This is a genomic window from Pseudonocardia humida (assembly GCF_023898865.1).
GTDB classification, from domain to species: domain Bacteria; phylum Actinomycetota; class Actinomycetes; order Mycobacteriales; family Pseudonocardiaceae; genus Pseudonocardia; species Pseudonocardia humida.
In genome coordinates, this window is record NZ_JAGSOV010000019.1 from 61,451 (window position 1) to 79,480 (window position 18,030).

Consider the following 18,030-nt stretch of genomic DNA (forward strand, 5'->3'; position numbering starts at 1 on the left):
CGCACGACGGCACCGGTGCGTTCCGCTCCCGGCGCGGGACGACGCTGGTCAACAACCACGAGATCGGCCCGCTGTCGCAGGCCGGCGGGAGGGCGACCGTCCCGCACCTGGCCGGGCTCACCTACGACCCGGGCATGGGCGGCGGTTGCACCGTCGTGGAGACCGACCGGGTCGGCGCCCGGATCAACGAGTACGTCGGCATCGCCGGCACCGCGGTCAACTGCGCCGGCGGGATCACCCCCTGGGGCACCTGGCTGACCTGCGAGGAGGACAGCACCCGGGCCGGCACCAACGGCGCGACCAAGGACCACGGCTACGTCTTCGAGGTCGACCCGTTCGACCGCGGGGCCAACCTCGATCCGGTCCCGATCACGGCGTTCGGCCGCTACGCCCACGAGGCCGCCGCCGTCGACCCGCGGACCCACGACGTCTACCTGACCGAGGACGCCGCCGGCCCGAGCGGGCTGTTCTACCGGTGGACCCCGCCGGCCGGGTTCCGCGGCGGCAGGGGCGTGCTGCGCGCGCTCGGCCCGACCGACGGCGTGCTGTCCGCGATGGGGTGCACCGCGGAGGGCGGCGAGCACGTCGACGACCTGTCCCGGGCCACCGAGATCGGCACGACCTTCCGGGTCGAGTGGACCCCCGTGCCCGATCGCGACGCCGCGACCGTGTCGACCCGCCGCCAGCTGGGCGAGGACCTGATCACCCGCGGCCGCAAGCTGGAGGGCATGTGGTGGGGCGACGGCGGCGCCTACGTGGTGACGAGCTTCGCCCGCGTCACCGACAGCCCCGTCGCGCACGACGGGCAGGTCTGGTTCTACGACCCGAGGGCCGCCACCCTCACCCTGAAGGTGCGCTTCGGCGTGAACCCGACCCCCGACGAGGACGGACCGTTCGACGGGCCGGACAACATCACCGTCTCGCCGTGGGGCGGGCTGATCCTGGCCGAGGACGGGGTGGGCGTGCAGCACCTGATCGGGGTGTCCGCAGCCGGCGCCACCTTCCCGCTGGCGCGTGACGACATGGGCGGCGGCGAGTTCACCGGCCCGGTGTTCTCCCACGACAAGCGGGTGCTGTTCGCGAACACCTACGTGCCGGGAACGATGTACGCGATCACCGGGCCGTGGCGGCCGCAGCGGTGAGCCCCTGACCGGGCTCCCGGGGCGCGTTCGAGCGAGATGTTCCATCGCTCCAACCCGCCCTTCCACGTCCGACGGAGGGCGTCCCCGACGCCGTGCCCGGCCGATGTAGATGTGCGCTCTGCAGCGTGTACGGCGACACAGAAGCGCCGACCGGAGTCGGAAAGCAGGGGCTGCACCGCGTTGCCGGACACCCGGACCAGGACCGCCTCGGTGCAAGTGGCAGTGCCCTCAACGACCGCGTGCCCGGACCCGCCGTCGATCATCCCGCCGATGGTGGCGACGCCCAGCTCCAGCGGCCCCACCGGCGGTCCCGCGACGCGCACCCCGCCACGGGCCGCCTCGGCGGCCCCGTCGCAGCGCACCTCGAACCCCGCGTCCAGCACGACGACGCGGCCCTCCTCCACGACCATTTGATCGATCGTGAAGCGCCCGGCGACGCCGAGGCAGCCATGGCCGTCGCCCCCCAGGTCCAGGCCGGGCACCCCGGGCGGGGTGGCTGGCCACTTAGCCGCTCCCGGGTAGGTGCCCGGCGCGGGCGCCTACCCGTCGGCGCGGCCGGCTCCAGCCGCCAGTCGGCGCCGTCGACCGCGTCGACGCGGACGGTGAGGTGGCCCGGCCCGTCCAGTGCGGCGTAGACGCCGTCGCCGTCCGCCGCCGAGTAGCCGCGGGACGAGCCGCCGGTTAGGTGTCGCCCCGGATCGCCGCTGATGTCGAACGTCCGCTCCGCGGCCGGGGCGGCGGACGCGGCGGCGGGGTGAGACCACGGCCACGGCGACCACGGCGACCACGGCGACCACGGCGGACGCGGCGGACGCGGCGGACGCGGCGGCGCGCCGCGGCGCGCGAGAACTCCCACCGGATGTGGGCACGGCGCGGGAGTCACGTCTGCGCCTCCACGACGCGATGCGTGACGACCTCGCGTCCGGGCGCTAGGCCCTTCCGCCCGATCATCATGGCGACGGAGGACTGCGACCCTCCTCGTCGCCACGAACCCGGCTAGACGGTGACGTACATGGCGAAGTACAGCCCCAGGATGAAGCCGAGGACGATCGCGACGATCACTAGATTGCAGAGGAACCGCGGCGTAAGAATGATCATTTCGGTTCCCTCCTCACCTCGTTGTTGTGGCGTAGCCGTTCCCTGCGCTTGCACCCGACGAGCCCTGCCGTCCGTCGTGGTGCCGGACCGGTGGCGCGAGCTGGCTGTTCAACTCGCCGCCACTGAGCTGCGACGTCGACACACTCGCCTACGGAGTAGCGGCTTCGACGAACACCGGCCTACTCCTGGCATGATCACCCGGAGGGAGAAGCAGATGCACGACCTCGGGACGCATCACGCCTCCCGCTCGTACGACGGTCTGCGGTGGGCTAAGTCGGATGATCAGCAGGACCCCCTAGTGCGGTAACGTTCGCGACAAGGTCACGATGGCTCACTGAGTCGCTACCTGTCGGCGTGGTTTGCTACCTAGTAGCGTGACATCTGCTTCGTGGGTAGCGGAAGGGTAGGGGCGAGTCCATGGCTACTGCCCTGTCCCAGGAGCTGCGCCGACGGAGGCTAGCGATGGGGGTGAGCCAGAAGGTGGTCGCCGAGGCCGTCGGCGTGGAGCGCGCCACGGTCGCACAATGGGAGGGCGGCTCGAGCCGTCCGTCCCCCGAGCGACTCCAGCAGCTCGACGACCACTTCGACGCGCGGGGCGAACTGGTGGAGCTCGGCACCAAGGGCAGCTCCTCAGCCCTCACCCGATCCCTCCTGAGTGTGCGGGCAGAGATCCGCCAGGCCCTCCTCGCCCAGCTATGCTTTGCCGACTCCGGTCGGGCGACCGGGTGGCGGCACAACCTCGTCCCGTCCGACGAGCCCCCGAGCGTCCTGTCGACCGCTTACGGCCTCAAGGCGTTGGCCATACTGGGCGGCCGAGATGCGAACACCACCGCAGTGGTCGATTGGGTGTTGGGCAAGGCGGTGCGGTCCGATGGCGAGATGCTCGGCTGGCACGCCCGCATGCAAGACGTACCCCGGCTGGAGACCACCGCCACCGCGATCGACGCATTGCTGAGCGCAGGGGTCGGTCTGAAGGTCGATGACGTACTCCGCATGTTGGAGCGCCTGCTCGACGACGCCTCTCGCGGTCGCCCCTTCATCCTCATATCGGCCCTGGAACCGTTGCTGCGCCTTGCGCCGGACGCCGATCTGACCCGCCAGTTCTTGGACGCGCTACTGGCCTGCCGAGTCGACTTTGGTGGCCGGCAGCTGTGGCCGGAGAAGCGGCTGCGGCGCGACCAACCGATGCTGACCGCGTCGATCGCGCACACCGCGCGGGCGGTCACGGTGCTCCGCTCCGCACCCGAGCATCTGGTCACGGACATGGGCTCCGCCGAGGACTGGCTCTCCGAGGTGGAGAACCTGGCCGAGGTGTCGGAGACGATCCGGCGCGACCTCGCCGCTGACAGGTCGGAAGAACTGACGATCTACCACTTCACCTCGGCCTGGGTGGTCCGCGCTCTAGCCAACGCACCCGTCCCGGACCGCCCCCGGATCGAGAACGCCCTCCGCCACGTCTGGAAGCGCTACGACCCCGACCGGCACTTCTGGGCTCTGACTAACGGAGACGTACCGGTCTGGATGCTGGCCGATGCCGGATATGCACTGCACGACGCTGCCCTCGCCCTGCACCCCACGCCCGTACCCCACGACCCGGGGTGATTCTGCGGCGCCCCTGCGCCGTCGCCCCGCCCGCGGCTCGTCGAGCCGCCCCACTCCTGTACTCGGCCCCGCTCCCCTCCCGAACGGACCTGCCCCGTGCTCCCTGCCCCGACGTGCGCAGCCAGCCGCGCCCTCGTCGCCGAGATCGACGACGCCCTCCTGCCGGCCACCGGTCTCGCCGCGCTTCTCGACGCCGCTCACCGCGTGCGCCGCAGACCCGACCTGGTGCGGTCCCGGCTGGCTTTCCTCCTGTCGCACCCGGAGCGGCTCGCCGAGGTCGCGGGCCGCGCGTACTGGCACAGCAACGGCTTTGCCAAGATCAAGCTCCTGCACGGCCGCGGCTTCACCGTCCGCCTGCACATCTGGCCAGCGAGTACGGGCCGGGGCGAGGTCAACCCGCACGGGCACCGCTGGGAGTTCGCCTCTTGGATCCTCACCGGCGCCGGCATGTCCGAGGCCTACTACGAGTCGGTCGAGTCGTCCCACACTGACGCGACCCCGTACACCCGCTGCGACTACGGCCCCGGGCAGCTGCGCCCCGTCGGTGACGCATCGCTGCGGGTGCAGCAGGTCGTGCGGCGCCCAGCGGGCACCGTCTACACCTGTACGCTGGACGCCCTGCACACCGTCGCCCCGATCGGTGACGGACTCGTCGCGACCGTCGTGCTGCAGGGTCCGGCACTCATCCACTCAGCGCGGGTCTTCGTCCGGACGGACCCCGGACCGGAGCCAGCTCCACGCCCTATCCCGCAGGACGAGCTGTGCGAGCTGCTCCACCTGGTCGACGCAGCTTTCATCGAGGAACAGGACGCGACCCGGCTGGACGCCACCGTCGGTCCGCCCCGTGAAACGCCCGCGGTGAGCGCGAGTCAGTCGAGGGATCAGCTCGGCGCTGTTGCGGAGCCGACCCGATGATGCTGCGTCGAGGGCTCCTGGTGGACCGGGACATCCGCGCCGCACTCCGCAGCGGCGAACTCATGGTCTCCGACCTCGACGACGAGATGGTGCGTCCGGCCGCGGTCAGCCTGCGCATGGGTGACGAGGCGTATGTGCTGTCCTCGCAGACCGACGTCGACGCCTTGGATCCCGCCACCTACCCGAAGGCGATGCCTCGCCTCGTGGACAATCGGGGAGTGGTCGTCCTGCGGCCGGGCGAGGTGATGCTCGCCCGCACCCGCGAGCGAATCGGCCTGGGCGAGCGGCTCGCGGGCCTCGTCGACGGCACGTCCGACTGGGCGCGGCTGGGAGTCAGCGTCGTGCTCGCGCACCAGGTCAGTCCGGGCTACGGCATGCCGGACGGGTCGCCGCTGACGCTGGAGATCGTGTCCCGGCTTTCGCACGATGTCCTGCTGCGTCCCGGCACGCGGATCGCGAACCTGATGCTCCTGCGCGGACGGCGGGTACGGCAGTCCTACCGCGACATGCCCGCCAACCATTCCCAGCCCGAGTGGTCGTTCGAATCCCGGCTGGGCGAGGCGGAAGCGCTGCGGAGCGGCTGAGACCGTTGCGCCCAACCGAGCGGGCGCCGGCCATGCAGACCCCTCTCGGAGGGCCGTGGAGCCGGAGGTCGGGATCGAACCGACGACCTACCGCTTACAAGGCGGCCGCTCTACCACTGAGCTACACCGGCAAGACTGGCGATCTACCTGCGGAAATGATGTCCACAGATCAACAACGCCGCTGCACAACGCTATCAGAGCAACCTGCTGTCACCGCTGCGGTCCAACTCCGCGACGAGTCCCTCGGCGCAGCTCGGCGCACCGCGAACTCGTCCAACGCCGCCACCCGCGCCCGGGCCGACTGACCGCCGCGGTCAACCGGGCAGCCGTCCGGACTGGCATCGGCTACCGTCCGCAGCGTCCGTCGACGACTCGGCGAAGTGGAGAGGCGTGCGGCTCGGCCTGCTGCTGTCCGCGCAGTTCCCCGACCAGCCGCACTCCGCCGTGCTCGACGCCACCGTCGCCGCCCCGGTCGCCGCCGAGGAGACCGGCTTCGACGACGCGTGGGTGGCCGAGCACCACTTCGTGTCCTACGGCGTGTGCCCCTCGGCGCTGACCATGGCCGGCTACGTGCTCGGCGCCACCCGGCGTATCGCGGTGGGCACCGCGGTCGCCGTGCTCAGCACTCAGCACCCGGTCGCGGTGGCCGAGCAGGCCCTGCTGCTCGACCAGCTCTCCGGAGGCCGTTTCCGCCTCGGTGTCGGCCGCGGCGGGCCCTGGGTCGACCTGCTCGTGCTCGGTACCGGACCCGACCGCCACGACACAGGCTTCGCCGAGTCGCTGGACCTGCTGCCGGCCGCCCTCGCCGGCGGCCCGGTCCGCGGCGACGGACCGCCGTTCACCTTCCCGCCCGTCGAGATCGTGCCGAAGCCGCGGACCCGATCGCGGCCCGACGTCGTCCCGGCCGCCACGACCGCCGGCACCGTCGAGCTCGCCGCCCGACGCGGGCTGCCGCTGCTGCTGGGCATGCACGCCGACGACGCCGAGAAGGCCGTCGTGCTCGCCGACTGGGCCCGGATCGCGGGACGGTCGCAGGCGGGACACGTCAGCGTGGGTGTCGCGCACCTCGCCGACACCGACGCCGAGGCACTGGCCACCCCGTCGGCTCCCCCACCACCTGCCGCGACCGCCGTGCCCGCACGATCGCCACCACCGGCGTCGAGCACGTCGTGCTCATGGTCGAGGGCACCGGCGACCCCGCCCGCACCCGCGAGACGATCCACCGCCTGGGCACGGAGGTCCTGCCCGACCTGCGGGTCATGCGTGGCGGCGGAAGACGCTGATGTGGTCAACGCCGTCCCGGTACGGCGCGGCGGTCCAGTCGGTGTAGCGCCCGTCGATGGTGAGCCCGGCGAGCTCGGCCATCAGGTCCAGCTCCACGATCGACACGTTGCGGGCCCGCACCGGATGCACGACGACACCCTGGCCGATACCGCCGAGCACGACGGTCGCGCCGTCGACGACCTGCTGGACCGGGTCGTACTGCGCCACCTGCAGCACGACGTGGTCGACACCCACGTGCGCGACGCGCAGCGCCTGGCCCCCCGGGTACGCGCGGGCGTCGGGCACGGCCATCTCCAGCACGAGCGCGCCGCCCGGGACGAGGCGCGCGGCTACATCGCGCAGACAGCAGCGCTGGTCGGCGAGCGTGGTGAGGTTCGTGAAGGTGTTGGTGAACGCCACGACCACGTCGAACGCGCCGTCGTCGCCGACCGCGGCGAGCGCGGCGCCGAGGTCGGCCATGTCCCCGAGCACCGGGGTGACCCGGTCACCGCCGGGCTTGGTGCGCATCCGGTCGAGCATCCGCGGCGAGGCGTCCAGCCCGACCACCTCGTGCCCGGCGCGGGCCAGGGCGACGGCGAAGGTGCCGGTGCCCACGCCGAGCTCGAGCACGCGGGCGGGGCCGCCGACCAGGCGGGTCAGGAACGCGACGGCGTCGTCGAGGTGGGCGGGGGCGCCGAACCAGTCGTCGTAGCGGTCGGCGATGCGGTCGCCGTAGGTGGCGGGGCCGTACTCGGTGGCATCGGCAGGGTCCGGCACGGGTGGCTCCGTTCCAGGTCGGGGGTGCTGAACAGCAGGTGGGGCCGGCCGGTGCGGGGGTGGGTGACCACGGCGGCGTCGACGTCGAACACCGCGGCCACGGTCTGCGGGGTGAGCACCTCGGCGGGGGTGCCGTCGGCGACGACGCGGCCGCCGTCGAGCACGACGAGGCGGTCGCACCAGGCCGCGAGGTCGAGCTGGTGCAGGGTCAGCAGCGTGGTCAGGCCGAGTGCGCGGACCATGGCCACGAGGTCGAGCTGGTGGCGCACGTCGAGGTGGTTGGTGGGCTCATCGAGCACCAGCAGCCGGGGACGCTGGGCGAGTGCCCGGGCGAGCAGCACCCGCTGGCGCTCCCCGCCCGACAGGCTGGCCACCAGCCGGTGCTCGGCACCGGCGAGGCCCACCCGGTCGAGGGCCTCGGCGACCGCGCGGACCGTCTCCGGGTGGCCGCCGCGCTCGCGCAGCGGCGCGCGACCCAGCGCGACGAACTCGCCCACGTCGTAGTCGAAGCCGTCCCCGCCCTCCTGCAGCACCGCGGCGGTGCGGCGGGCGGACTCGCGCGGGGGCAGGGCCCACACGTCGTCGCGGTCGACCAGGACGCGGCCGGCGTGCGGGCGCAGCGCCCGGTAGACCGTGCGCAGCAGGGTGGTCTTGCCACTGCCGTTGGGCCCGATCAGCCCGACCAGTTCGCCGTCGTCGACGGCGAGGTCGACGCCGTCGACGACGTCGCGACCGCCGAGGGCGACATGCAGCCCGGCGATGTCCAGGCTCATCGATCAGCTCGCATCCGACTGCGCAGCAGCCACAGGAACACCGGCGCGCCGAGCACCGAGGTGACCACGCCGAGCGGGACCTCCACGGGAGCGTTGACCGTGCGCGCGACGACGTCGACGGCGACCAGGTAGCCGGCGCCGACCACAGTGGCCAGTGGCAGCAGCCGGGCGTGAGTGGGGCCGGTGAGCAACCGCACCAGGTGCGGGATCATCAGCCCGACGAACCCGATGCCCCCGCTGACGGCCACCACGACGCCGGTGACCAGCGAGGACACCACCAGCAGCTCCCGGCGCAGCCGACCGGCGGCGAAGCCCAGGGTGGCCGCCGGCTCGTCGCCCAGCACCATGGCGTCCAGCGCCGGGGCCCTGGCCAGCAGCCATCCGCAGCCGAGCACCAGCGCCGCCGCGGGCACGCCGAGGGACTCCCAGCGGGCCGGTCCGAGGCTGCCCAGCAGCCAGAACAGCACCGACTGCGCGGCCTGCGGGTCGTCGCTGGCGAAGATCAGGTAGGAGGTGGTGCCGCTGAGCGCGTAGGACAGCGCCACCCCGGCCAGCACCAGCCGCAGCGGCGGCAGTGTGCCGCGCGCACCGGCCAGCAGCGACACCGCCAGCAGCGCGGCCAGCGCCCCGAGGAACGCGGCGATCTGCACCGGTGCCCCACCCACGGCCACTCCGCTGAGCAACACGGCGACCGCGGCGAGGGAGGCGCCCGAGGAGACGCCCAGCACGTAGGGATCGGCGAGCGGGTTGCGCACCATCGCCTGTAGGGCGGTGCCGGCCACGGCGAGGCTCCCGCCGACCAGGACGCCGAGCAGCGCGCGGGGCAGCCGGATGTCCCAGACGATCTGGTCGGTGATCGGGTCCGGTACCGCCGTCGTGCCCAGCAGGTGGTGGGCGACGACGGCGAGGACGTCGCCGGGCGGGATCGGCACGGCCCCGACGCTCACGCTCAACACGACCAGTGCCGCGCTCATCGCGGTCGCGACGGCCAGCCGGGCCACGGCGCGGCGGTGCTGCCCCAGCCGGCCGGGCGCGACCGTGCTGGCGGTGGAGGCGCTCAGAACGCGTCCGGGTGCAGGGCGCGGGCGATCTGCGCGACGGCGTCGGCGTTGCGCACGCCCTCGTTGAGGGCGGCATCGTCGACGCCGACGGCGCGTCCGGCCCGGGCGGCCGGGGAGTTGGGCAGCAGCCCGGTGAGCAGAGCGATCTTGTCCTGGGCGGCGGGGCCGCCCTCGTAGAAGTTGACGACGAAGGCCTCGGGGTCGCGCTGCGCGGCCACCTCCACACTGACCTCGCCGAAGCCTTCGGCGAGGTCGGCGAACACGTTCTCACCTCCGGCCAGCCGGATGAGGTCGGTGGCCAGCCCGGCGCCCGACACGCCGAGGGGGCCTTCGCCGTTGGCGTAGGCGAGCACCCGGACCGACGCGCGTCCGGCGATGCGGGACCGGACGTCGTCGACGGTCGCGCGCATGTCGGCGACGAGCTGCTCGGCCCGGTCGCTGACGCCGAAGATGCGGCCCAGGTCGAGCACGTCGGCGTAGGTGTCCTCGAGCGTGCTGGACGCGGGGTCCTCGGTGCAGTTGACCCGCAGGCCGAAGACCTGTGCCCCGGCCGCGGCCAGGTCCTCCCGGGTGGCCAGGCCCTCGGCGGCGTCGAAGTCGTAGGTGGCGTAGGGCGCGACGACGAAGTCGGGCCGGGCGGCCAGGGTGACCTCGCGCGGCGCGCTGTCCTCGCCGGCCAGCTGGGGCACCTTCGCGAAGTCGGCGGCCAGCTCCGGCGGCAGCGCGTTGTAGGTGCGCGACACCCCGACGACGCGGTGGGCCAGGCCGAGCGCCAACAGCATCTCGGTGGCCTCCTGCCCGGTGCTCACCACCCGCGACGGTGGGGCGTCGAAGGTCAGGGTCGACCCGCAGCTCTGCACGGTCACGGGGGTGTAGCCGTCCGTGGCGGGCTGCGCGGCCGGGGCGGGCGCCGGCGGGGCCGGGGCCGACGGCATGGCGCTGGTACCGCTGCACGCGGTGAGCAGGGCGGCCGCGGCGAGTGCGGCGGCGAGCCGGGGAGCGGGCGAGAGCGTCATCCGGGCTGTCATCGGGTCTCCTGGAGCGGGGGCGGGACGAGCGGGGGCGCGGGTGTGGAGGGATCGGCGGCCTGGGCGGCGATCAGCCGGGCGAACGGGCCGGCGGCGGCGAGCAGCCGGTGTGGGGGCCCGATCTCGACCACCCGGCCGCCGTCGAGGACGGCGACGCGGTCGGCCAGCTCGACGGTGGACAGCCGGTGGGCGATGAGCAGGGTGGTGCGGTCGCGGCGCTGCGGGGCCAGCGCGACCTGCAGCGCGCGTTCGGTGCGGCTGTCGAGGTTGGCCGCGGCCTCGTCGAGCACCAGGACGGGCGGGTCGACCAGCAGCGCACGGGCGATCGTCAGGCGCTGGCGCTGCCCGCCGGACAGGCTCGCCCCCCACTCGGCGAGCACGGTGTCGTAGCCGTGGGGCAAGGCGGTGATGAACCCGTCGGCCTGGGCCAGCGCCGCGGCCGCGGCCACCTCGGAGGCGGTGGCGTCGGGCCGGCCGAGGCGGATGTTGTCGGCCACGGTGCCGCGGAACAGGTGGACGTCCTGGGACACCACGCCGACCAGCCGGTGCAGGGTCGCCAGCGGTAGGTCGCGCAGGTCGTGGCCGCCGAGGTGGACGCTGCCGGCGGTGGGGTCCCAGAACCGCTGCAGCAGCGCGACGCAGGTGGACTTGCCCGCTCCGGACGCCCCGACGAGCGCCAGGGTCTCCCCCGGTTCGACGGTGAGGTCCAGGCCGCGCAGGACGTCGGGGCCGCCGCGGTGGTAGGCGAAGGTGACGCCGCGGAACTCCACGCGGGGCTCGACGGGCCCGTCCGGCTCGAGGACACCCGGCCGCTCGACGACGGTCGGCGGCGCGTCCAGCACCGCGAGCACCCGCTCCACGCAGCCGCGCAGCTCCCCGACCTGGCCGGCGGTCGCCGCGACCAGGGCGATGGGGGCGATCACCGCCCCGGTGAGCACGACGACGAGCGGCACCGCCGCCACCGGCAGGCGGTCGGCGGCGGCCAGCGCGGCGGTGCCCGCGAGCACGCCGACGACCGCCGCGGCCTGCAGCGCCTCGGAGGCGGCGTTCTCCAGCCCGGCGCGGCGGCCGTGGCGCAGCCGCAGGGCCAGCAGCCGGCGCATCCCGTCCGCGATGCGGTCGCGGTGGCGCGCACCGGCGCCGAACAGCAGCAGCTCCCGCAGGCCCTGGATGCCGTCGACGACGTCGGCCTGCTGGGCGCCGGCGCGCTCGCGCAGGGCCACACCGTCGCGACGCGCCCGCGCCGACAGCCAGACGGGCAGGGAGGCGAGCAACACCGCCACCGGCGCGACGACCAGGGCGAGGCGGGGGTCGAGCACCGCCAGTGCGACCAGACCGCCGGCCGGGACCAGCAGGGCCACCACCGCCTGTGGCAACACGTGGGCGTAGAGCCACTCCAGGCGCTCGACGTCGGACATCACCACGGCTCCGACGTCGCCGGTGCGCCGGCCCAGCAGCCAGGCCGGGGTGAGCCGGTCGAGCGCGGCGACCAGCCGGGTGCGCAGCTCGGCGATGATCCGGAATGCGTAGTCGTGGCTGAACCAGGACTCCAGCCACGCCCCGACGCCCTGCCCGAGGGCGCACAGCCCGAGCAGCACCACCCCGGGCACCAGCGCGGCCGGCGGTGTGCCGGTCAGCGCGGACCCGACCAGGGCCCCGGACGTCGCCGCCGCGCCGAGCGCGCAGCCCTGGGCGAGCAGGCCGCAGGCGACGGTCAGGGCCAGCCGGGTGCGGTGCGGGGACAGCAGCGCGAGCAGCCGGAGGAACCGCGTCACCGGGCACCGACCTGGGCGGCGACCAGCCGGCGGTACGGCCCCGCAGCGGCGAGGAGCGCGTCCGGTGGGCCGGACTGGACGACCGCGCCGTCGTCGAGCACGACGATGCGGTCAGCGTCGCGCACGGTGGACAGCCGGTGGGCGATGACCAGCACGGTGCGCCCGGCGCACAGCCGGCGCAGGGCCCGCTGGATGTCGCCCTCGCGGCGGGCGTCGACCGCCGAGGTGGCCTCGTCCAGCACCAGCACCGGGGCGTCGCGCAGCAGGGCGCGGGCGATCGCGATCCGCTGGCGCTGGCCGCCGGACAGGGTGAGCCCGCGCTCGCCGACCGGGCTGTCGTAGCCGGCCGAACCGGTGGCGACGACGTCGTCGAGGCCCGCGGCCGCGCCGGCCGCGCGCACCTGCGCGTCGGTGGCGTCCGGTCGGCCGAGGCGGATGTTGTCGGCGATGGTGCCGGTGAACAGGTAGGGGTCCTGCGGGACGACCGCCAGGGCGGCCCGCAACCGGGCCGGGTCGAGCCTGCGCAGGTCCACGCCGCCGAGGCGCACCGTCCCCGCATCCGGGTCGTGGAAGCGGGCCAGCAGGGTGGCCAGGGTGGTCTTGCCTGCGCCCGAGCGGCCCACCACGGCCACGGTCTCGCCGGGGGCGATGTCGAGGTCGACGCCGCGCAGGGCGGGGCGATCGGCGCCGGGGTAGCGGAAGCCGACCCCGCGCAGGGACACCGCGAGCGGGCCCACGGGCAGCGGCAGGGCGGTAGCCGGGGCGGCGACGGCGGGCTCCGCGGTGAGCAGCGCGCCGACGTCGTCGGCGGCGGAGATGCCCAGGTAGGACAGGTGCCAGTAGCCGGCCAGCGCGGCGAACGGGCGGAAGCACTCGCCGGCGAGCAGGAGCACCAGCAGCAGCTCGAACGGGGTGAGCGCCCCGGTCGCGAACCGCAGCACCGCCACCGCGACCGCGGCCGCGGTGCCGACCGCGACCAGCAGGGTGGACAGCCCGGTGCCGACCAGCGACACGGCCAGCTGCGCCATGGTGGCCCGGTAGAGATCCCAGGTGTCGGCGCGCAGCCGGTCGCGGTGGCGCTGCGCGGCGCCGAAGGACTTCAGGGTGGTCAGCCCCTGCACGGTGTCGACGTGCTCGGCGCCGAGCCGTTCGTAGGCCGCCCAGTGCGCGCTGCCCCGCTCGCCCAGGGCCCGGTCCCACAGCTGCGGCACCAGCGGCACGGCCAGGACGGCGACGCCGAGCACCGCGGCGACGGCGGCGTCCGTCGTGGCCAGCCAGCCGATCAGCCCGGCCGCGGTGACCAGGGCGATGACGACCTGGGGCAGGTAGCGGCCGTAGTAGCCGTCCAGGCCGTCGACCCCGTCGACGAGCGCGGCCTGGACCTGCCCGGTGCGCGCGCCGTGCAGGTGAGCCGGACCGAGGGCGAGCAGCCGGTCGAACAGCCGCAGCCGCAGCCGCCGGCGCACCAGCTCCCCCGCCCACTGCGCGACCACCTCACGCAGCCAGGCCAGCAGCCCACGCGCGGCGACCACCGCGGCCAGCCCGACCAACGTCGGCGCCAGCGCAGTCCACCCCGTCCCGGCGAACACGGCCGCGAGCACGGCGGCAACCAGCACGGCCTGGGCCACCGACGCCGCCGTCGCGGCCAGGCCGACGGCCACGACCAGCAGCAGCGGGCCGCGCAGCCGCCCGGCCATGGCGAGCAGCCTGCGGTGCAGGATCACGATGCGGGGTCCTCCGGGGTGGGTGGGCGGGAGCAACGGCCCGGCCGGGCCCGCGGGGGGGGGGCCCGCCCGGTGGCAGGGGGGGGGTGCGGGGGGGGGGGGGGCGGGCCCCCGCAACGGCCCGGCCGGGCCCGCGGTCGCGGGCCCGGCCGGTTCGAAGGGGTCGGTCAGCAGAGCAGGCCCGCGGTCGCCCGCAGGTAGCCCTCGCCCCGGTACGCGGTGATGATCGGGCCGAACACCTCGGTGCCGGTGCCCTCGGTGAGCTCGACGCTGTCGCGCAGCTCGAACTCGCCGAAGATCTCGCCGAGCAGGGCCTGCGTCGACTTGCCCACGCAGAACTCGCCCTTGTTCTGGAAGATCATCTCGCCGATGCGGCCGGGCAGGCCTTCGATGGAGTCGCCCGTCCAGCCGGACACGGCCCAGGTGTCGCCGCTGACGTGCTCGAACAGGTGCAGCTGGGCACCGCGCTCGCCGTCGATGCCGAGCAGGAACATGCGCCGCTCGCCCAGGCCCATGTCGACCCGGTCGATCTTGTCGAGGACGTCGGCGGTGGAGCCGAAGAAGTCGTGCACCTCCGGGGTGTAGGAGCTGACGTGGCAGCGGACGACCATCCGCTCCCCGGTGCCGGTCGTGGCGGCGGTCGCCGCTTCGGTGGTGCCGGTGGGCTGAGAGGTCATGGCTTCTCCCTGTCGAGGAACGCGCCGGTCGGGTCACCTGAGTAACTGAAAATGATTATCAATATCAAGTCAAGGCCCGGCTGGTTCGACCGCACCGTCCAGGTGGTGGGCGAGGAAGCGCTCCAGGCGCTCCACCAGCAGCAACTCGGTGTCCAGGTCGAACACCAGGTGACCGCCGGGCAGCGGCAGGTACTCGTGCTCCACCCCGGCCGCGGTCAGGGCCGCGACGAGCTGCTCGGCCTCCCGCCGGGGCACCCGCGGGTCGTTGACCCCCTGGGCGACGAACAGCGGGATCCGGATGTCCGCGGCCCGAGTGAGCGGCGACCGCTCGGCCAGCAGCGCGGCGTCGCGGTCGGGGTCGCCGACCCGCGCGGTCCACAGCGCGCGCAGCGAGTCCCAGTACGGCGGGATCCCGGCCAGCAGGGTGCGCAGGTCCGACGGTCCGCACAGGTCGACGGCGCAGCGGAACAGCTCCGGTGTGCGGGTGGCGCCCACCAGCGCCGCGTAGCCCCCGTAGGAGCCTCCCATGATCGCGATCCGGTCCGCGACCGCCCACCCGCGCCGCCCGGCGTGCTCGACGGTGTCGACGAGGTCGTCGTGCATCGCCGCGCCCCACTCGCGGTCGCCGGCGGCGACGAACCGCGATCCGTAGCCGGTGGAGCCGCGGAAGTCGACCTGCAGCACCAGGTAGCCCCGATCGGCCAGCCAGGCCGCATCAGGGTCGAGGCGCCAGCGGTCCCGCGCCCAGGGCCCGCCGTGCACGAGCAGGACGGCCGGCCACGGTGGTCGACCGGCGGGCAGGGTCAGGTACCCGTGCAGGGGCAGGCCGTCGCGGGCACGCAGCCGGAACGGGCGGCGCTCGGGCAGTCGGTGGGCGCACAGGCCCGGACGGTCGTCGAACAGCGTCCGCACCCGCTCGCCCGGCGACGCCCTGGCGTCGTGCAGGTACCAGCGGACCGGAGCGCGCGGATCGGTGCGGCGCACGAGGTGGCGGCGCCGGTTCCGGTCCCCGCCGACGACGGCCAGGTCGGCGTCCCCCGCCACCACCGCGGTGTCGGCGAGCACCGCCGCAACAGCACCGTCGAGCGGGATCTGGTGGGCTCGCTCGCCCTCGACGACGACTGCGCGGGCGGCGCCGTCGACCGGGTCGAGCAGCACGGCGTCGACGTCGTGCGCCGGATCGCGGTGCAGGACGGCGAGCGCGCCGGTGTCCGGGTCGAGCCGGCACAGGGCCGCCGTGTCGCCGCCGGGCACCGCCGAGGTCACCAGGTGCAGCGAGCGCCCGTCCTGGGCCGTCGCCAGCAGCCGGGTGGCGAGGTCGTCGTCGCGCCCACCCCGCAGAGCGACCGCCCAGTCCCCGGCGGCGCCGCGCACGAGGACCTCCACGCCGCCCTCCGCGGTCGGCCGCAGCGCCGCGCGCACCTCGAGCCGCCGGTCGGCCAGCCAGGTGCCGCCGATGGTGCCGAAGCCCTCGTCGCGGGCGACGAGCTCGCACTCGCCCGTGGAGATCCGCACGCGGAACGCGTCGTGGCGGCGAGGGTCGTCGCGGTTGAGCGCGACCAGCACCTCGTCGGGCCGCGCCGGCGAGGTGGCCACCAACAGCGCCTGCACACCCGGGTACGGGGTCAGGTCCCGCCCGTCCCCGGTGCGCACGTCGACGGCGTGCAGGTGCCAGTCCTCGTCGCCGTCCCGGTCGATCTCCACGAGCACGTGGCGCGAGTCCTCGGCCCAGCGGAACGCTCCGATGTCGCGACCGGGCGGGGTGACGATGTCGTAGGGACCGCCCGGTGGGCCGACCCGGACCCCTGAGCGGCCGTGGTGGCGGGCGAGGAAGGCCACCAGCTCTCCGTCCGGGGAGAGCGCAGGTGCGGCGTGGTCGGGCGGGCCGAACAGCAGCCGCCGCGGGATCAGCCGCGCTGCCGGATCCGCCGTCCGCGCATCCAGGTCCGTCGTCCGCACTCCCACCCCCACCGTCGCTGCACGGGACGGGCGCGAGCTTGCCGGAGGCTATTGAACATGACAATGCTTTTCATGAGTACGGTGCGTGTGTGACCGCCGACGTCAACGACCCCGCCGCCCGCGCCCGGCGCATGTGGGGACTGGCCGACTACTCCGCACTCGCCGACCGGCTCGCCCCGGCCTCCGAGCAGCTCGCCACGACGCTGCCCGACCCGCCCGGCCGGGTCCTCGACCTCGCCGCCGGCACCGGCACCCTCGCCGTGCTCGCCGCCGGGCGCGGCGCCACGGTCGACGCGGCCGACCTGTCCCCGCGGATGGTCGAGCTCGGCCGCGACCGCACCCACCGGCTCGCCGTCGCCTGGCACGAGATGGACGCCGAGGACCTCGCCTTCGACGACGGCGCCTTCGACGCGGTGCTGTCCTCGTTCGGCATGATCTTCGCCCCGCGCCCGGAGCGGGTACTGGAACAAGTGCGCCGGGTCCTGCCCCCGGGCGGGCGGCTGGCGTTCACCGCGTGGACCCCGGCGGGGTTCATGGGGGAGATGGCCCTGCGCATGCGCGAGTGGCTCCCGCAGCCCGCCGGCGCCGCCGACCCCGGTGAGTGGGGCCGCGAGGAGGTCGTGCACGGCCGACTGGCCGAGGCCGGGTTCACCGACGTGCGGGTGCGGCCCACGTCGCTGCCGTGGCACTTCGACTCCGGGCCCGCCATGACGCAGTTCTTCCGCGCGCACTCGCCCAGCCACCACGCCGCCGCGGCCGCGCTCGGCGACCGGGCCGACGCGATGTTCGCCGCGATCGAGCAGCTGGGCGCGCCCGACGGCGGCCCGGTGCGCGTCGACGCCGAGTACCTGCTGGTCACCGCGACCGCCGCGGAACGGACCGGGCGGTGAGCGACTACCGCGAGTACGCCGGCTCCGCGGAGTACCTGCACCTGCTCTCCGCGCCGATGTGGGCGGACCTCGGCCCGCGGCTGGCCGCTGCCCTGGGCGGAGTCGACGCGGGCGCCGGGCCCGTCCTGGAGCTGGGTCCGGGCTCCGGCCTGGGCACCGACGTCCTGCTCGACGCCGTGACCAACGACCTGGCCCTGGTCGAGCCCTCCGCCGAACTGCGGGCCGTGCTGCTGGCGCGGCTCGCCGACCGCGGCGCGACGGACCGCGCCACCGTTCTGCCCTGTACCGCCACCGGAGCCCCACTGCCCGATCGACTCGCCGGCGCCGTGGGACTGCACATGGTCGGCCACCTCGCGCCGCCCGTGCGGGCCGCGCTGTGGGCGGACCTCGCGCTCAGGCTGGCGCGCGGCGCGCCGGTGGTGCTGAACGTCCAACCGCCGGCAGCCGCCGTCGAAGTGCCCGTGACCCCGTGGTCCGGCCCCACCGTCGGCGCTCTGACCTACGAGGGCCGCGGCCGCGCCACGCCCACCGGACCGGACTCGGTGCGCTGGCGCATGGACTACCGCACCCGCCGCGGCGACGCCGTCCTGGCCACCGCCACCGCCGAGTACGGCTGGTGGATCCTCACCGCCGAGGGCCTCGCCGACGAACTGGCCGCAGCCGGGTTCACCCCGACCGTGGACGACGACCTCGTCGTCGCCGTCGCGCCCGGCGCGTGACCGTGCTCGGTCCACGCCGGCCGGGCACCTGACGGCCGACGTC

General features: G+C 74.7%; 15 protein-coding genes, 1 tRNA gene and 1 pseudogene. 7 read left to right on the plus strand and 10 right to left on the minus strand.

Going from position 1 to position 18,030, the window contains the following annotated elements; genetic code table 11:
- Nucleotides 1–134: 134 nt before the first annotated feature.
- A complete protein-coding gene (locus KDL28_RS08850; RefSeq protein ID WP_308215966.1) occupies nt 135–1,142 on the plus strand; it encodes an alkaline phosphatase PhoX in 1,008 nt (335 codons plus the stop codon).
- Here the strand turns inward: KDL28_RS08850 and KDL28_RS08855 are convergent.
- The gene (locus KDL28_RS08855) at nt 1,088–1,624 is read right to left on the minus strand and encodes a hypothetical protein (protein WP_252436897.1); all 537 of its coding nucleotides are present in this window, start codon (nt 1,622–1,624) and stop codon (nt 1,088–1,090) included. The genes KDL28_RS08850 and KDL28_RS08855 overlap by 55 nt on opposite strands.
- Before the next feature lie 1,033 nt (nt 1,625–2,657).
- Between KDL28_RS08855 and KDL28_RS08860 the strand changes: the two genes are divergently transcribed.
- The 3 genes from KDL28_RS08860 (at nt 2,658) to KDL28_RS08870 (ending at nt 5,341) form a co-directional block, all read left to right on the plus strand.
- Nucleotides 2,658–3,842: a helix-turn-helix domain-containing protein gene (locus KDL28_RS08860; RefSeq protein ID WP_256501109.1), complete on the plus strand. Its 1,185-nt coding sequence runs from the start codon at nt 2,658–2,660 to the stop codon at nt 3,840–3,842.
- A gap of 96 nt (nt 3,843–3,938) precedes the next feature.
- A complete protein-coding gene (locus KDL28_RS08865) occupies nt 3,939–4,757 on the plus strand; it encodes a hypothetical protein (RefSeq protein ID WP_252436900.1) in 819 nt (272 codons plus the stop codon).
- Between the two features lie 20 nt (nt 4,758–4,777).
- Nucleotides 4,778–5,341, plus strand: coding sequence for a dCTP deaminase (locus KDL28_RS08870; RefSeq protein ID WP_252436901.1), 564 nt, complete (start codon nt 4,778–4,780; stop codon nt 5,339–5,341).
- A 56-nt stretch (nt 5,342–5,397) separates the two neighbouring features.
- Here KDL28_RS08870 and KDL28_RS08875 read toward each other — a convergent pair.
- Nucleotides 5,398–5,472: transfer RNA gene (locus KDL28_RS08875), tRNA-Thr, on the minus strand.
- Nucleotides 5,473–5,785: 313 nt separating this feature from the next.
- On the opposite strand from KDL28_RS08875, the pseudogene KDL28_RS08880 reads away from it, so the two are divergent.
- A pseudogene (locus KDL28_RS08880) lies at nt 5,786–6,376 on the plus strand (LLM class flavin-dependent oxidoreductase); the annotation flags it as partial.
- A 222-nt stretch (nt 6,377–6,598) separates the two neighbouring features.
- Here KDL28_RS08880 and KDL28_RS08885 read toward each other — a convergent pair.
- The 8 genes from KDL28_RS08885 to KDL28_RS08920 form a co-directional block, all read right to left on the minus strand.
- On the minus strand, nt 6,599–7,234 hold the full coding sequence (locus KDL28_RS08885; protein WP_372496925.1) for a class I SAM-dependent methyltransferase: 636 nt from the start codon (nt 7,232–7,234) through the stop codon (nt 6,599–6,601).
- A 26-nt stretch (nt 7,235–7,260) separates the two neighbouring features.
- Complete coding sequence (locus tag KDL28_RS08890) at nt 7,261–8,154, minus strand: ABC transporter ATP-binding protein (RefSeq protein WP_252436902.1); 894 nt, start codon at nt 8,152–8,154, stop codon at nt 7,261–7,263.
- Nucleotides 8,151–9,155, minus strand: coding sequence for a FecCD family ABC transporter permease (locus KDL28_RS08895; protein ID WP_252436903.1), 1,005 nt, complete (start codon nt 9,153–9,155; stop codon nt 8,151–8,153). Before KDL28_RS08895 ends, KDL28_RS08890 begins: the two co-directional genes overlap by 4 nt.
- Nucleotides 9,156–9,211: 56 nt before the next feature.
- On the minus strand, nt 9,212–10,243 hold the full coding sequence (locus KDL28_RS08900) for an ABC transporter substrate-binding protein (RefSeq protein WP_252436904.1): 1,032 nt from the start codon (nt 10,241–10,243) through the stop codon (nt 9,212–9,214).
- A complete protein-coding gene (locus KDL28_RS08905) occupies nt 10,240–12,018 on the minus strand; it encodes an ABC transporter ATP-binding protein (protein WP_252436905.1) in 1,779 nt (592 codons plus the stop codon). Before KDL28_RS08905 ends, KDL28_RS08900 begins: the two co-directional genes overlap by 4 nt.
- The gene (locus tag KDL28_RS08910) at nt 12,015–13,742 is read right to left on the minus strand and encodes an ABC transporter ATP-binding protein/permease (protein WP_252436906.1); all 1,728 of its coding nucleotides are present in this window, start codon (nt 13,740–13,742) and stop codon (nt 12,015–12,017) included. Before KDL28_RS08910 ends, KDL28_RS08905 begins: the two co-directional genes overlap by 4 nt.
- Nucleotides 13,743–13,909: 167 nt before the next feature.
- Nucleotides 13,910–14,419, minus strand: coding sequence for a hypothetical protein (locus KDL28_RS08915; protein ID WP_252436907.1), 510 nt, complete (start codon nt 14,417–14,419; stop codon nt 13,910–13,912).
- 69 nt (nt 14,420–14,488) lie between these two features.
- Nucleotides 14,489–16,378: a S9 family peptidase gene (locus tag KDL28_RS08920; RefSeq protein WP_252436908.1), complete on the minus strand. Its 1,890-nt coding sequence runs from the start codon at nt 16,376–16,378 to the stop codon at nt 14,489–14,491.
- 89 nt (nt 16,379–16,467) lie between these two features.
- On the opposite strand from KDL28_RS08920, the gene KDL28_RS08925 reads away from it, so the two are divergent.
- Nucleotides 16,468–17,268, plus strand: coding sequence for a class I SAM-dependent methyltransferase (locus KDL28_RS08925; protein ID WP_252436910.1), 801 nt, complete (start codon nt 16,468–16,470; stop codon nt 17,266–17,268).
- A complete protein-coding gene (locus tag KDL28_RS08930) occupies nt 17,265–17,987 on the plus strand; it encodes a class I SAM-dependent methyltransferase (protein ID WP_252436911.1) in 723 nt (240 codons plus the stop codon). Before KDL28_RS08925 ends, KDL28_RS08930 begins: the two co-directional genes overlap by 4 nt.
- The last annotated feature ends 43 nt before the right edge of the window (nt 17,988–18,030 follow it).

Excerpts from the sequence above, each read along its gene's own strand:
- KDL28_RS08850 (WP_308215966.1), top strand. The coding sequence starts at position 135 with ATGGGCGGCGGTTGCACCGTCGTGGAGACCGACCGGGTCGGCGCCCGG.
- KDL28_RS08860 (WP_256501109.1), top strand. The coding sequence starts at position 2,658 with ATGGCTACTGCCCTGTCCCAGGAGCTGCGCCGACGGAGGCTAGCGATG.
- KDL28_RS08890 (WP_252436902.1), bottom strand. The coding sequence starts at position 8,154 with ATGAGCCTGGACATCGCCGGGCTGCATGTCGCCCTCGGCGGTCGCGAC.
- KDL28_RS08900 (WP_252436904.1), bottom strand. The coding sequence starts at position 10,243 with ATGACAGCCCGGATGACGCTCTCGCCCGCTCCCCGGCTCGCCGCCGCA.
- KDL28_RS08915 (WP_252436907.1), bottom strand. The coding sequence starts at position 14,419 with ATGACCTCTCAGCCCACCGGCACCACCGAAGCGGCGACCGCCGCCACG.